Annotated in this window: 14 protein-coding genes; 1 reads left to right on the top strand and 13 read right to left on the bottom strand. The window is 44.6% G+C overall.

What is annotated here, in order from left to right; genetic code table 11:
- Positions 1 to 10: 10 nt before the first annotated feature.
- The 9 genes from C508_RS0104380 to C508_RS0104340 form a co-directional block, all read right to left on the bottom strand.
- A complete protein-coding gene (locus C508_RS0104380; RefSeq protein WP_018702333.1) occupies positions 11 to 1,945 on the bottom strand; it encodes a DNA polymerase in 1,935 nt (644 codons plus the stop codon).
- Positions 1,946 to 2,001: 56 nt separating this feature from the next.
- Positions 2,002 to 2,544: a DUF2815 family protein gene (locus C508_RS0104375; RefSeq protein ID WP_018702332.1), complete on the bottom strand. Its 543-nt coding sequence runs from the start codon at positions 2,542 to 2,544 to the stop codon at positions 2,002 to 2,004.
- Positions 2,541 to 3,674, bottom strand: coding sequence for a DUF2800 domain-containing protein (locus tag C508_RS0104370; protein WP_018702331.1), 1,134 nt, complete (start codon positions 3,672 to 3,674; stop codon positions 2,541 to 2,543). The genes C508_RS0104375 and C508_RS0104370 overlap by 4 nt, the downstream gene beginning before the upstream one ends.
- Positions 3,674 to 3,967 (bottom strand): hypothetical protein, encoded by a 294-nt coding sequence (locus C508_RS0104365; RefSeq protein ID WP_018702330.1) that lies wholly within the window; start codon positions 3,965 to 3,967, stop codon positions 3,674 to 3,676. The genes C508_RS0104370 and C508_RS0104365 overlap by 1 nt, the downstream gene beginning before the upstream one ends.
- Before the next feature lie 14 nt (positions 3,968 to 3,981).
- Entirely contained in the window at positions 3,982 to 4,377 is a 396-nt protein-coding gene (locus C508_RS0104360) for a DUF7768 domain-containing protein (RefSeq protein WP_018702329.1), read from the bottom strand.
- A 41-nt stretch (positions 4,378 to 4,418) separates the two neighbouring features.
- Positions 4,419 to 4,742, bottom strand: a complete 324-nt coding sequence (locus tag C508_RS0104355; protein WP_018702328.1) for an HTH domain-containing protein — start codon at positions 4,740 to 4,742, stop codon at positions 4,419 to 4,421.
- Between the two features lie 309 nt (positions 4,743 to 5,051).
- On the bottom strand, positions 5,052 to 6,953 hold the full coding sequence (locus tag C508_RS0104350; protein ID WP_018702327.1) for an ImmA/IrrE family metallo-endopeptidase: 1,902 nt from the start codon (positions 6,951 to 6,953) through the stop codon (positions 5,052 to 5,054).
- Positions 6,954 to 7,054: 101 nt separating this feature from the next.
- Positions 7,055 to 8,266, bottom strand: coding sequence for a helix-turn-helix domain-containing protein (locus C508_RS0104345; RefSeq protein WP_018702326.1), 1,212 nt, complete (start codon positions 8,264 to 8,266; stop codon positions 7,055 to 7,057).
- Between the two features lie 27 nt (positions 8,267 to 8,293).
- Entirely contained in the window at positions 8,294 to 9,019 is a 726-nt protein-coding gene (locus tag C508_RS0104340) for a DUF5986 family protein (protein ID WP_018702325.1), read from the bottom strand.
- A 236-nt stretch (positions 9,020 to 9,255) separates the two neighbouring features.
- On the opposite strand from C508_RS0104340, the gene C508_RS0104335 reads away from it, so the two are divergent.
- On the top strand, positions 9,256 to 10,038 hold the full coding sequence (locus C508_RS0104335; RefSeq protein ID WP_018702324.1) for an MvaI/BcnI family restriction endonuclease: 783 nt from the start codon (positions 9,256 to 9,258) through the stop codon (positions 10,036 to 10,038).
- A gap of 83 nt (positions 10,039 to 10,121) precedes the next feature.
- Here the strand turns inward: C508_RS0104335 and C508_RS0104330 are convergent, their stop codons facing one another.
- The 4 genes from C508_RS0104330 to rlmD form a co-directional block, all read right to left on the bottom strand.
- Positions 10,122 to 11,021, bottom strand: a complete 900-nt coding sequence (locus tag C508_RS0104330; protein WP_422664640.1) for a DNA methyltransferase — start codon at positions 11,019 to 11,021, stop codon at positions 10,122 to 10,124.
- Entirely contained in the window at positions 10,996 to 11,883 is an 888-nt protein-coding gene (locus C508_RS0104325; RefSeq protein ID WP_018702322.1) for a DNA-methyltransferase, read from the bottom strand. Before C508_RS0104325 ends, C508_RS0104330 begins: the two co-directional genes overlap by 26 nt.
- Positions 11,884 to 11,955: 72 nt before the next feature.
- On the bottom strand, positions 11,956 to 12,141 hold the full coding sequence (locus tag C508_RS0104320; RefSeq protein WP_316843012.1) for a helix-turn-helix domain-containing protein: 186 nt from the start codon (positions 12,139 to 12,141) through the stop codon (positions 11,956 to 11,958).
- 308 nt (positions 12,142 to 12,449) lie between these two features.
- A complete protein-coding gene (gene rlmD, locus C508_RS0104315) occupies positions 12,450 to 13,817 on the bottom strand; it encodes a 23S rRNA (uracil(1939)-C(5))-methyltransferase RlmD (protein ID WP_018702320.1) in 1,368 nt (455 codons plus the stop codon).
- Between the last annotated feature and the right edge of the window lie 3 nt (positions 13,818 to 13,820).

Genomic DNA, 13,820 nt, shown 5'->3' with positions numbered 1-13,820 from the left:
CTTAATCCTCCTAATCTTTTTTATAAAAATCACATTCGTAACCGTCCGCTCTAAGCGGCAATCCTGTTGCCCATTCCGGAGCAACCGACATTATCCTGCATATATCTTCAACGCTTGAATATCCTTCTGAAACCTCCAGCACAGCTTCATCGTGAATGTGCATCACAATTTCAAATCCGCTGTTGCGAAGCCTGAGCATGGCGAGTGCCAAAAGGTCGCGGCTTGTTGCCTGCACGATGTTCTCGACCAGTTTTGGGCCATAGGTTTCGATCCTCAGCCACTTCTTGCTTTCGCCAATCCCCTCATAAGTCAGGCCTTCACGGCCAAACTTGTTGGTATCGAGTCTCGGCTTGATATAGGAGAGCTTTCTGCCGGAGGGCAGTGTGATGAACAGGATGCCGGACTTGTAGGAAAAGCACACCTTGCCGACGACCATTTCCTTCTTTTCACGTACAGCCGAAGTGGCAGCTGCATCTACATCCCACCAGAACTTTGTAATGTGGGGATTCGCGCTTCTCCACTGATTGACCAGTATGGGCAGTTCTTCTTCAGTCAGCCCCATGTCCAAAGCTCCCATTGAAGTCAAAGCTCCGACAGATCCGCCATAGCCCAAAGCCAGTTCCGCAATCTTGCCCTTCTGCCTAAACGGGCTGCCTTTTGTTATTTCCTCAATAGGAACACCGAACATGGCGGATGCCGATGCCTCATAGATCTTTCCGTGGCTGGCAAATACATCAAGACGCCATTTCTCACCAGAGAACCATGCGAGCACTCTTGCTTCAATTGCAGAAAAGTCCGCTACGATAAACCGGGTACCAGGCTTTGGCACAAAGGCAGTTCGGATTAGTTCCGACAACACACCTGGAACGGAGTCAAATAGCAAATCCACATCCTCATACCGGCCTTGTTTTATAAGGCTTCTGGCAAGAGCCAAATCCGCCAGATGGTTCTGTGGCAGGTTCTGAACCTGGACAAGCCTTCCTGCCCAACGTCCTGTCCGATTCGCCCCATAAAACTGGAGCAGACCGTGGACCCTCCCATCCGAGCAGACGGAGCGCTCAATGGCTTCATATTTCTTGATCGAGGTCTTTGCCATCAACAGCCGCAGCTTCAGAACCTCCAGCACCTCTCCATCCGTTTCTGGAATGAGGCCCTTGACCGATTTTTTATCAAGGCTCTCCACCTCGACACCTCTGTCCATAAGCCATTCTTTGATTTGGGTGACAGAGTTAGGGTTGTTAAGCCCAGTCAATTCATAAGCCTGTGCAGTCACCATATCTTTGTACTGAAGATCACACTCAACGGCATGAGATACAAGATCACGGTCAACCATGATGCCTCTATCATTGATTTCCTGGTCGAGCCTGTAGAGTTCCATCTCGCTGCCGGGAATTGGAAAGTTCCTGAGCTTCCACCGTATCTCCCGCTCCGCATCTACATCCCTTATGCAATAGGTTTTGAATAGCTCCCATTTTTCAGATGCATGTTCCGGGAGGTTCCTCGTCCTGCCGCCGTTTGCCTTGGTAGGCTTGCAGGGGATGGAGAAATACCTGACCAAGTCAGTTCCTTCCTTCAGCTTCTTTCGCTGTATATCCAAAACCCCGCCCACACCGTCAAGAGACAGTGGCAGTGCAAGCATCGCCGACTGCACCGCCGTACACTGCCAGGAAGCCGGAGATAGAGGTGTGTTCAGGTATCTTGAAAGACAGGTTCTTTCGAATGCTGCATTGAAAGCTGTCTTTATAACGCTTCCATCGGTTAGTGCTTCAAGGACTTCTGCAGGAAGCTTCTCCCCGCAAGCCAGATCCACTATCTTAGTTTCTTCATCATCAAATGCGTAAGCGAATAGCAGCACTGTAAAGTTGGGACTGTCTACATAGGCATAAACGCCGCATTTCGTCAGATCCACATCTGAATAAGTCTCAATATCTATTGATAAATACATTTCATCCTCTCCTTGTATGTAAAGGGCAGCAGTTGCCCACCGCCCCACATTAGTTCTTAGCCGAGGAAATCCTCATCTTCCGCAGTTCCAAAATCATCGGTTGCCCTTGAGCGTCCTCCGAGAGCTTCACCGTCCTTGAGCTTCTGAATGTTACCAAGACCCGCCGCAACGCCTCGATTGCCGTTGGAGTTATAACCGTAGAAGGTTACGCTGACACGACCGTAACAACCGGAGTACACTTCACTCTGATCAAGGATGGGCTGTACTTTGCCATCCACCACTTGTGGAGCCTGACGGCTGTTGGCATTGATGAAATAGCAGCCCTTGTAGGCTTCGTCATCGGGGCGGTCAATGTCGCCATCGCGGAGCGGAGTCTTGAGATTGGTTGGAATCTTACCTCCCCACTTGGAAGCAGAGTCCTTCTTGGCCTGTTCAATGGCGGCCTTGATGGCTTCCACGGTCTTGATGTCGCTCTTCGGCACAATGGCCGAAACGCTGTACTTTGGATCGCCGCCGTTTACGGAGTCTGGCTCCCAACAGTGAAGATAGGAAAAACGGCATGGTACGATGACTTTAGTTGCAGACGTATTCTTTTTCATAATGAAACCTCCTGAAATTCCGCCGCAGCGGTAGTTTTATTGATTGCTTCTCTTTTATCTGAAACCGGCACCAATGTGATCTTGCCTTGAGGCTTGTACACCAGGCGTCCGAGAATACGGGTAAATTCCTGTTTGCCCATAAGTCGCTCCATCTCTGTGATAGTCACCAGTGAACATTTATAGATATCTGTGTAGCCGGCGGTCGTTGCGGCCTCTGCCACCTCGTCCTCGCTTGTATACTTGCGGTTGCTGCGACCTTCCACCAGTTTGAATCCGTTCCACTCTTTCCCATGGACGATAGCCTGGTCCTGGGCAAAGGCATAAACATCGGAGGCCCATTTTGCCAGATCGTCAGCTATCTTCAGCACCTCTGCGATTTCATCATCCGAAAGCAGAGCGGGCTGGCGAAACTCCATCTTTGCTAAGGCAAGGAATTCTTCGGCTCTGGCACGGCACTGATTTCTTGCTTTGCAGAAGCGGCACCAGCTACCCGCATTGAAATCTCCAGCTCCCATCAGTGCCATAGCGCCTCTGGGCTTTAACACATCCTCTCCCCAAGCCTTCAAGACTTCTGGAGCGATATCCCATGTGCTTGAATTATTCAAACGGGGCTGAAATATGGTAAGCCGGACGGTTTCCACATCATAGAGCATTTCTGCCATACCAAGGATGCCGAGTCCGTAAATCATCAGCTGCGGATTTTCCTCCGCAAAGACTAGGACACCTTTGCCCAGTTTGAGATCAATGATATGCGCCACCTTATCAGTGACAATGACCATATCCGCCGTACCGAAGCATTCATCCACATAGTCCGAAGCATCCACGCGCTGTTCAACAGTGAATACCGGGCCGTTGCAGACCCGCTTGGCTTCCTCAATTTCACCTATAACATAAGACACATATTCATCTACAGCATCGAGCAGCTCGTCCGAGTAATAATCGGAAACAGGGCGTTTGCTTCTTTGTTTAAGGTGCTTTCTGATGAGATGCTCTGCCAGCGCATGGCCGGCAGAACCCTCTGCTGCATATTGGGACTCTTCTTCTGCGAACTGCTCCTCAAGCACCAAAGACGGAGGACAATTCAAACGGCGATTTGCCGATGAAGGAGAAAATCTTGCATGTCCGCTCATTAAAGCACCTCGGCTTCTTTGAGAAGAGACTCATAATCCTCCGGCTTCACACCGGAGAGCTTTCCTGCATCGTATTTCATCAGCAGAGCCTTGACCTCGCGGGTTTTGCCTACCTTGCTTTTCTCAGCAAGAACGGCGCGAACCATCTCGATACTGATTTTGCTTTCCTGTTTGGGTTCAGCTACAGAAGGTTGTTCTGTGATTTGACCTTCAGCAGAATTAGCCGCCAAGGTACGGTATCCGGCTGCGAGTTTCTCGAACCCATCAGCCAAAGTCAAATAAATTTCACTCATTGCTACTCATCCTTTCATTCAAATTTCAGACCTTTGACAACGCTGCGAAAGTGATCATCCACACGCTCGTCAAGAATCAGGGTTTTAGGGTTTATCTGACGCAACTGGTCATCGTACATCCTCACTGGAATGCGGATTTCTTTTGCGGCTTCAAGTTCGTATTCCATTCCGCTTGTAATGCTTGGGCCGATCAACCATATCAGATCACAGCCCTTCATCAGTTCTATGCCAAGGTCAATTCCACGCATTCTCTCAAACTCGTCATTTTCGTCCAGGAATTGAGGGAAATAGAGATGTGGCACTACTGGCATATAGCCGCAGCCACACGCGATTTTGGCAGCGTACGCAGCCTTCTTAGTGTTCTTTTCGATATTTCCGCGGTAGGGAGAACATACAAAAACCTTTTTCATTACATTCACCATCCTTTCAAAATTCGGGGGTGTAACCCGTGCTATTTGCTCAGAGCAAAGTCTTTGAAGATGCTGTTCATTATGGCGAGGTCATTGCCGGACAACTGCGCGCCGAGCCGTTCCAGCAATTCCTTCTGTTCAGGTTTCAGATATTTGCGATTCATATAGAACCCATCTATAACCCGGACACCGCCCCCATAGCGTCCACGTATAGTTTCCAGAGGGTAAGAAAGCGACAGGCAGGCAATATCGTTTCTTATGGTCCGGACACTGACTCCGAACTCAAACGCCAGATTTGCCATAGTCTCCTGCCGTCTATTGCAGAGTGTTTCCATTATTTCCTGACGCCTTTCGTTTGGTCCCATCGCTTTCTTCACCTCCTTTCCCTTGCTCTGTGGCTTAATACTAAAAGTTAAATAGGCAGGCTCTTTTCCTATTTAGAAAAACTTTTTCGCGAAACTTAGGAAAAGAAAAATGCCACGAGTTGGCCAACTCATGGCTTAATACTACTGCTCTAACGCAGGTTTGCCCCTGACATGAAATGTCCGTTTTTAACGCAAAAAAGACTCCCTACAAGCTGCAAATTTATATCGCAGTTTATAGAGAGCCTTGGAATTATAGTAAAAAAATAACCGGACAAAAAATGTCCGGTCTCATTAGAAATTATTTGATTTTTATTCTTCTTTACCTATTGTATTACAATTATTCGCCCTCAATATCTCATTGCATTCATATATGGAAGATTGATATTTTGTATTCAACAACAGCTGGTAGATTACGTGCTCCTCATCATATTGCTTGAAGGTGAATCCTGCCTTATCGACCAAATCCATGCTGAATATCGGATGCAACTGCAAGCCGATGCAGATAGCCACGACATTCCCAAGAGATGTGGAATAGCTAAGATCATTTCTCATTCTCTGGATTGTCTTTGGCCCCACTTGTGAATGCTCTGCCAATTTCTCCACTGTGCATTTCTGTCGCTTCATGTGAGCCGCGAGGGTATCTGCAAATGCAGGCGGCAGAGTCCTTGCAATACTGGCGATCTGTTTTGCCTCGCTACCGATTTTTCTGAACTCCTCGGCTCTTTCCTCAGTTGTCCTGTTTCGTTCCGAGTCGCTATATTTAAGCTCGACAATCTTCTCTGATATGGCGTCCCTGAACAGCACGGCTTCCTTATAGTATTGGACCCCATACCTGTCATTCTGCCTTGCAGTCACGTCGAAAATCAGGCAGCATTCATCGATGTGCTGTCTGGCGTAATCGGTAAGTTGAGCATAGCCCTCGTCATTAAGCCGCACATACTTGGAGTCATTGATGCAGAAGTGGGCATCGACATATATATATTTTCCGGAATCCAGAATTTTTCTGAACTCCTGGTTCATTGCATATTCATGCAGGGCATCCTGTATGCCGATGCTAAAAGTCTGGTTGCGCTTCAGAACCGATTTCTCAAATGTATGATTTCCCACATACCGGTCGTCAATATAAGTGTAAACTCCAATGGCTTCCGAATACCCAAGGTCGATCATCCGAATTTTGGCTGAAATTCTCGATACCTCAAAGAACCCTGAAAGCTCGTAGACTACAGATTCCATTATGTCAGCGATATTGTCAGTCTGAAGAACCCGTTTGTTCTTTTCTATTAACTCCTCAATTTTCTGCAATGTCTGCTTTGCAGGCATCAGTATTCTTGGAGCCAGATGGTTGGCATGCCACTCCATCCAATCCAATGGCGTCCTGTTTCTTTCAGGCCTGATTCCTTCCTGCACCTGGCAAGTGATGGATCTGGCGTCTTTGTTATACAGCTTTTCCAACTCAAAAAACTTTTTGTGGAGATCCCAGTGGACGCACTCGTGTATGATGGTATTATTCATTGATCCAACGCTTCGCATAAAAAAGACATTGGGATCTACTAGAATTGTCCCTCTTTTCACAGGCAAAGGCTTATACACATTTGCATTACTATCGTAATGCTGTAGTTCACAGTCAGTGAAAACCATCTGTCCGAATATAGAGCAATACTTTGTAATATGTACTGCCTGGATATCGAGACCCATCTTCTTGGCTATTTCACGGGCCGGCACCGCCATAGGTTTTGATAAAGCTTCAGGGTAATATTTTTTCATGAATTTCTCTGCTGCATCATCAAGCTTATCCTTACTGATGATGGGGACCAGATATTCAGACAGATGGAGCTCTTTACAATCCCTGTATTTATTATAGATATGTATTCCTGTTATATCGAAGTTCTTAAGCCCATCCTCCAGTTCCGCAGAGCAGGAAATCCTGAACCATTGCTCCACCCCATCGGTTTCACGATTCCTTCGTACTGTTTCCGCGACTTCAATTTCCGCAGCCACGACCACATCAAAGAGTATCCCGTTCCCCTCTGAATCGGTAATATTGATGTACCTTATTTGAACATCATCCAATGAAGCTTCGTCAGGTCTTTCCACCACGTACGAATTGACATCCAATCTGCCCGGATTGCTTTCAACATATTCAGATAAAGCATTAAAGATGCCATCGTAGTACACATCTTCGATGACATCTCTGAATGAAGTAATTCCCATAAACACGCCTCCTGTAAAATAAGTCGTTTATAAGAAAGAGTGGCTACAAGCCATTCTTTAAACACCTTGAGACTTATCTTAGGAGGCGGTTTTGTTGCATTTTATTCGTTGCCTCTATGCGTATCATCAGGGCGTTTAAGCTGTATGATTTGCGGTTTGCTCTCCTCAACATAAAGCGTTCCCTCTCGCAGATGGAGCAGTTCCTCGATATCTTGACGGTACAGTGTAATACCGTACTGTTTTAAAGTCCGGATAATGTTTGCAGGGTTGAGTATCTTTTCTTCAGCAAGAAGATCCATAGCCCCTTGAAAAATATTTTCGTTCAGAGAATGCGGGACATCGCCTGGTTCTTTAGTGCGCCATCCGTTTTTGGATATTTGGCGCATCATATACTGGAACTGGTTATCGGTTATAATGCCAAGCTGGTTACTTCTGTAAGCCATCGCTTGAATGGAAACTTTCCATTTTTTCTTAAGGAACTGGTAGTATTTGAGGTCGGTGGGATAGGCCTGCACATCTTTGACAAAGCTGCTTTCGGGAAGCAACAAGGCGCTTGCAAACATGTTTGCCTGTTTTTCACGGGCCTTGAACTCCTCCTTGGTAATAAGTTCAAGATTTTCGCTCCAAGGGTGGAGCAAAATGTGTCCAAGCTCATGCGCCATATCAAAACGGATTCTGCCTTCCGGTCGCTGTCCAAGAGCAACTGCGATAAAATATCTATCCCCTTTGCCAACAATGGTTCTCTGACTGAATGCGTCGATTTTATCTTCCTTTGTATCGAAGCCGGTTACAATGATTCCATTCTTTTCAAGCAAAAACTGTAGATTTTTTATTGGAACGTCGCCAACGCACCATAGCTCTCTGACCCGTTGTGCGATTGATTCAATTTGCTCTTGGGTATCCTCAATACCCTTGTCATCAAACTCATCATCACTGCCGTCAAAGGATACCTCAGGCAAATTGAGGGCTGGAAAATCAATATAGTTCAGCAGCACCTCGTAGATTTTCGCCACATATTCAAGCTTTATGCTCTGTGCGGTACGATCCATTTTGGTCGCGCTTGCAAGTGAACGGAAATATGTGACATCCGTTACTGTTTCCCATGCGTCCTTTTGGAAAAAGAAATCATAAGGGAAGTTAAGGGATGTGGCTAAAGCCCGCACCCTTTCATGTTCCGGAGTGTTCTTCTCATTTTCATAAAGAGACAGCGATTGTTTGCTGATTCCTGTGTTTTCCGCTAATTCTGTAAGGGTAAGTCCTCTGAACAGCCTTGCGTTCTTCAGGCGCTTACCGTTGAATATCTTTTTATCCATAATATTTCATCTCCTGACTATAATTTGTCAGGCCTGCTTTTCAACCTCTCGAAGTTTCGGGCGGAGTCCCTGCTTGATTGTCAGCAGACTCCTTGTTTCACCATCAACTTCATCGCCATAGGCTTCAGCAACAGGCTCGACATCTGTAAGCCTTGCAAAATCCGGCTTTATGTACTCATTCAAAGATGCCGCAGCTATAATGTTGAAGTCCTTGTCCAGGAACTCCAGCTGAATATCTCGAAGTTCGCTGTTCTCTGCCTCATAAGCGATGATATAATGGCGATACCCTTCCGCAGAGTCAATCAGGTCTCCGACAATAGAGTAATAATCATCTTCCAGAACATCTTCCTCAAACGGGAAAAGATCCATAAGTGTCATCTGCTTTATCGGCGCTTCGTAACCGCCGTTTTCCTTATATAGGATTGTCTGAAGAAAATGCGGCTTATTGCGTTGTTTCCTTGGCACTGCCCTAAGCGTCTTCTGGGTTGTTATCGTATATGTAATCTTATCAGCCCGATCTACAATCATTCTGCCTTCCCACACATACCTCTTGAAAGGAACAAACTCGATGTTCCCGCCAATGACAAGGTTTCTGAGGTTGTCATTTATGCAGTCTCCACGAAGCTGTATTGCTGCATTGTTGGTTTCTTTATGCTGCTCCCGCAGATACAGGGGAACATCATCTACAATCGCTTTATCTATGGCGCGAACGATTCTACGCATAAGATTTTCGTTGATTTTAATGTTATCCAATAAAATTACCTCCTATTGTTTATCTGTTTCCTATTTTTACACATTTAACCTATTTTGTCAAGTGCGCTTACATAATAATGTCGTTGTGTTCATTCTTAGTGTTGCTTTTGTGTGTGCATTTAAGCTTTTTAACCATTATATATCGGATATTTAAAATGTACATTTTGTGTTTTATCTGATATACTAAATTATGTAAATTCATTTTATTCTATGTTAAAATGAAAGGATGTGTTATTTTGGTTTCAAGAGACCTAAATAATTTGATTCATCGACTTTCTGAAATAAAAGATTTGGGATGGATTGAAAATAAACGTTACGGTAATCAAGGTGGAGTTGGCAACACGTTAGAGGACCTCTTAGAAATTTCAGAAAATAATTTGCAATTACCTGATTTTGGTGAATGGGAAATAAAAAGTCAAAGAGCAGAAACAAGTTCTTTACTAACTTTATTTCATAGTGAGCCCAAACCTCGAAATGCAAGATTTGTTCCTAAAATATTACTACCTAAATATGGTTGGCCACATCAGGAAGCAGGCACTACATATCCAGACTATGAAATGAGTTTTCGCCAGACAATAAGTGCATCGAGTTATAGTGACCGAGGGTTCACCGTTGGTGTCGATAGAGAAAACGAGAAAATTTTTATAACATTTGATTCTGGAAAAATAGCATCTCATCATGACCATTGGAAAAATTCTGTTGCAGATCGAATAGGCCTCTCTGAGCTGAATCCTATACCTTTTTGGGACTTTCATGATATTGAAAGTAAAATTTCCGCAAAATTAAAAAATACGCTTTATGTTAAAGCTACGACAAAAAGAGAAAACGGTATTGAATATTATCACTATGAGCACTTCGAAGTTTATACCGGACTTGATATTGATAATTTTGTTTCTTTAGTTGAAGAAGGACAAGTATATATCGATTTTGACGCCAGAACAGGTCATAACCATGGCACAAAATTCAGGGTCCGCCCTGCATATAAAAATCGACTTTATAATGAACAACTTGAAATTTAACTGTTTTATGAAAAAGGACAACGTCACATTTTTAGACGTTGTCCTTTTTAGCCTTCTATATTCACATTAATAATTTATAACTCCTATTTAGTAACTGTCGGTTCTACAATAAAATCCAGAATATATTCGAATGTAGTGCCCATCGTTATATAACTACTTGGCCAACCGAAGATGCCAATTTGATTGACAATATTTCTTCTATCCCATATTATTGTGTTTCTGAACTGATATCCAGCATCCTCCATAGCTTTAATAACATTGATATGAAGAGGCACCCTTCGTCCCTCTATCCACGCATCGGTAATATTTATTATACAATGCGCTTTAGGAGCCAGCAGAGGTTTTATGGATGAAAACACTTCTTTGATTGCATTTTCAAAGTCTGCTTGTTCTAGAGTTCCCAAATCTCTTGGATCCTGACTGTATTGTTCAACAACCCCTAGTTGATCGTTCTTACGTTTATCTCCACGTCTACTTTTATTTTTACGCTCTCGGTTTAATAAATTTGCATACGGCGGAGAAGTGAACACACATTTGACTATTCCTTCATGTATATACTCTTGAATATTTCTAGCATCATCACGTACTGCTATTTGCTGGCAATTATGAATCAAATCAGAGACTATCGATTGTTGCATTATCCTACTTTCAGCGATTTTAATATATTCTTGTTTTAAATCAAATCCAATAGCATTTCTTGCCAAATCCTGTGCTGCAACAAGGGTGGTTCCTGAGCCAACAAAAGGATCTAAGACCAACTCCCCAACATGTGTAAATTGCTCCATTACTCTTTTAGCCATACTTATTGGAAACGTTGCAGGGTGTAGCTTTTTATCTCTAATGTCTCTTTCCTCATATTTGAATTCCCAAACACCTATTTGATTAAGTATCCACTGTTTAGCTGGAATGCAAGATAAATGCCCCGGCTTACAGTCACATAACCTCTCATGGGAAATATTAATAAATTTCGGCAATATTTTCACCTCTTGATGTCTTTTCAACTCTATCTTTTGCATATTCACAAAACCCTTGATTAATTTCATGTCCGATAAAGTTTCTATTTAATCGGTCGCTCACTATCCAAGAAGTGCCGGTACCCATAAATGGATCATAGACAATTCCGTTCTCTGGTGAGGCACATGAGATTATCTGTTCTACCAGTTTTTCAGGGAACGAGGCTGTATGGTCGCCATCTAATGGTTGAGTATTTATTGCCCATATATCACCAGGATTTTTCATTTTCCCATTAGCCCCCAATACCTTTACGGAATCAAGGTCAAAGTAATATGATTTTGCCATTACAAAATGAAAAACGTGCTCATACATATTGTTGAATCTATCTTTAACACTAGCTGGTATTCGATTAGGTTTATGCCAAATTATATCATCCCTTAATATCCATCCTCTTTCTTGCATTTCAATGGCAAATCTCGATGGTATTAGAAGCAATTGTTTATTCTGGTACAGTCTACCATTTTGTTTGATTTTCGGCTGCAACGGTTTTAATGTAAAGTATTTTTCTTTTCTTTCTTTTTGATATTGAGTTATATCGCCATTGTCATCAACATATTTATTCCATGCCCCTGCTCCGGATCCAAAATATGTATCACCAATGTTAATAAATAAATTTCCAGTTTTCTTAATGTATGGTTTAAAAGTATCAAAATAGTCAGCTAACGTCTTAACATATTCTTCTGGTGTTGGCTCAGATCCTAGTTCTCCCGAGCCATTATAAATACGCTTCGCCCAATATGGGGGTGAAGTCACCAACAAATCAATAGACGCTTTTTCCTGTTCTTTTATTAATTCAAGGCAATCGCCACATTTGATAATATGTTTTACCATTAAAATTCCTCCTGAAAGTTCTTTCTTACACTAGTCTTATTTTTTAACCAAAGTATAGTTAAAAGATATATTCTATTTCTCATAACTATCGTTATTATGGTTTTTTTTAATTCTTGCATCTGCAGGCTTCTCTGTATTTTGAGGTATCGCCCACATAGTTCCTAAACGTTGAGCACCTTCAATCCGGTTCTCCACACAAAGTATTTGTACTCTTCGTTTTGTAATACCCCATTTTTCAGCCGCTTCTTGAGCAGTCATGTATTCCACAGCGCACCTCCATAAAGCCCAACCGTGTTATATTATATTCTCTTTCGCGAATAACATCAAGCCATTTAATCGAAACTGTAGTGAGACATTTCTTGACTTCATTTCGCCACAAGGTTATTCCTTTTGCCAAACGGTTAAACCCTATCAGCGTAACTGCACACCGTTTTTCTACTTCTCAACTACAAACAAACCAGTAATTACCTTAATACACACCAAGAAAGCCGCCTTAAATTTAAACTATATAATAAGAACAGCCCTTGAAAATGGCTTATTTACGGCATTTTCAAGGGCTGTTCTATTTATTTTTTCTCCAGCAGTGCAACGCACTCGACGTGATGCGTCATTGGGAATAAATCTACCGGCTGTACTTCTCTCACCGTATAGCCCAGTTCCGTCAAAACAGCGGCATCCCTAGCCAGGGAGGCAGGGTTGCAGGATACGTAAACGATACGGTCAGGACGCATGGTCGCGGCAGCCTCCAAAACGGAACGTTCGCAGCCCGCCCGGGGCGGGTCCAAGACGACCACGTCCGCTTTTTGACCTTTGGCTGCCAATTCCGGCATCCAAACGGCTGCGTCGGCGGTTACAAAGGTAGCTTTATCTTGCAGTCCATTGCGCTCGGCGTTTTTCTTCGCGTCTTCGATGGCGGGCGCGACAACGTCAACGCCGTAAACTTTGGCGGTCTGACGCGCTAAGAATAGCGTAATGGAGCCAGTACCGCAATAGGCGTCCACTACCGTTTCACTGCCTTTTAAGGCGGCGTATGCCAGCGCTTGGCGGTAGAGAACTTGCGCCTGCAGGGTATTTACCTGAAAAAAGGACAATGGCGAGATGCGAAAAGTCAGCCCGTCCAGCGTTTCTTCGATATATTCGCGCCCCCACAGTTTTTTCGATACCGGCCCCATTACCACATTGGTGCGACGGTTGTTGATATTCTGCATCAACGACGTCAGCTGCGGCAACCGCTGGCGCAGCTTGGCAATGACCTCCGTCTTGCGCGGCAACGTTGGCGTCGCCGTAACCAAGGCCACCATCAGCTCGCCGGTGTTTACGCCGGTGCGAGCCAGAACATGGCGTACCGATCCTTGACCGGTTTTTTCGTCATATAAAGGAATCGACAATTCCGCCAGCACTTGGCGCACAGCGGTAGCGGCTTCATTGTTCCGCTCCTGCTGAATCAAGCAATCTTCTGTATTGACGACCCTGTGCGTTCCAGGCGCAAAGCAGCCGATTTCCACTTCGCCTTTAGCGCCGCGCGCTACCGGCAGTAGCAGCTTATTCCGATACCGCCAAGGATCTTCCATCCCCAGCACGGCATGCACCGGCACATCGCCAAGACCGCCAATGCGCTGCAGAGCCGCTTGTACCTGGACTCGTTTTTCCGTCAGCTGCCCCCCATAGGACAGATGCTGCAGCTGGCAGCCGCCACAGGCGACATATACCGGACAAGGCGGCTGCACACGCGCTGGAGCCTGCTGGAGTACTTCCACCAGGCTCCCTTTTGCATACTGTTTTTTCACTACGCCGACACGGCAGCGCACGGTCTCTCCCGGCAGTGCTCCTTCGACAAATACAGTAAATCCTTCGATGCGACCCACACCTTCGCCGCTATGACCCAAACCGGAAATAACAATCTCTTTTATTTCTCCCTGCCTTACAGGCGCCATTCA

This window comes from Anaeromusa acidaminophila DSM 3853 (assembly GCF_000374545.1).
Classification (GTDB): Bacteria; Bacillota; Negativicutes; order Anaeromusales; family Anaeromusaceae; genus Anaeromusa; species Anaeromusa acidaminophila.
Note: the sequence above shows the minus strand (reverse complement) of the source record. Positions and strands in the feature narration are given on the sequence as shown.

What these genes read in the sequence shown, in the direction of transcription:
- C508_RS0104380 (WP_018702333.1), bottom strand. Translation starts at nt 1,945, where the DNA reads ATGTATTTATCAATAGATATTGAGACTTATTCAGATGTGGATCTGACG.
- C508_RS0104375 (WP_018702332.1), bottom strand. Translation starts at nt 2,544, where the DNA reads ATGAAAAAGAATACGTCTGCAACTAAAGTCATCGTACCATGCCGTTTT.
- C508_RS0104370 (WP_018702331.1), bottom strand. Translation starts at nt 3,674, where the DNA reads ATGAGCGGACATGCAAGATTTTCTCCTTCATCGGCAAATCGCCGTTTG.
- C508_RS0104365 (WP_018702330.1), bottom strand. Translation starts at nt 3,967, where the DNA reads ATGAGTGAAATTTATTTGACTTTGGCTGATGGGTTCGAGAAACTCGCA.
- C508_RS0104360 (WP_018702329.1), bottom strand. Translation starts at nt 4,377, where the DNA reads ATGAAAAAGGTTTTTGTATGTTCTCCCTACCGCGGAAATATCGAAAAG.
- C508_RS0104355 (WP_018702328.1), bottom strand. Translation starts at nt 4,742, where the DNA reads ATGGGACCAAACGAAAGGCGTCAGGAAATAATGGAAACACTCTGCAAT.
- C508_RS0104350 (WP_018702327.1), bottom strand. Translation starts at nt 6,953, where the DNA reads ATGGGAATTACTTCATTCAGAGATGTCATCGAAGATGTGTACTACGAT.
- C508_RS0104345 (WP_018702326.1), bottom strand. Translation starts at nt 8,266, where the DNA reads ATGGATAAAAAGATATTCAACGGTAAGCGCCTGAAGAACGCAAGGCTG.
- C508_RS0104325 (WP_018702322.1), bottom strand. Translation starts at nt 11,883, where the DNA reads ATGGTAAAACATATTATCAAATGTGGCGATTGCCTTGAATTAATAAAA.
- C508_RS0104320 (WP_316843012.1), bottom strand. Translation starts at nt 12,141, where the DNA reads ATGACTGCTCAAGAAGCGGCTGAAAAATGGGGTATTACAAAACGAAGA.
- rlmD (WP_018702320.1), bottom strand. Translation starts at nt 13,817, where the DNA reads ATGGCGCCTGTAAGGCAGGGAGAAATAAAAGAGATTGTTATTTCCGGT.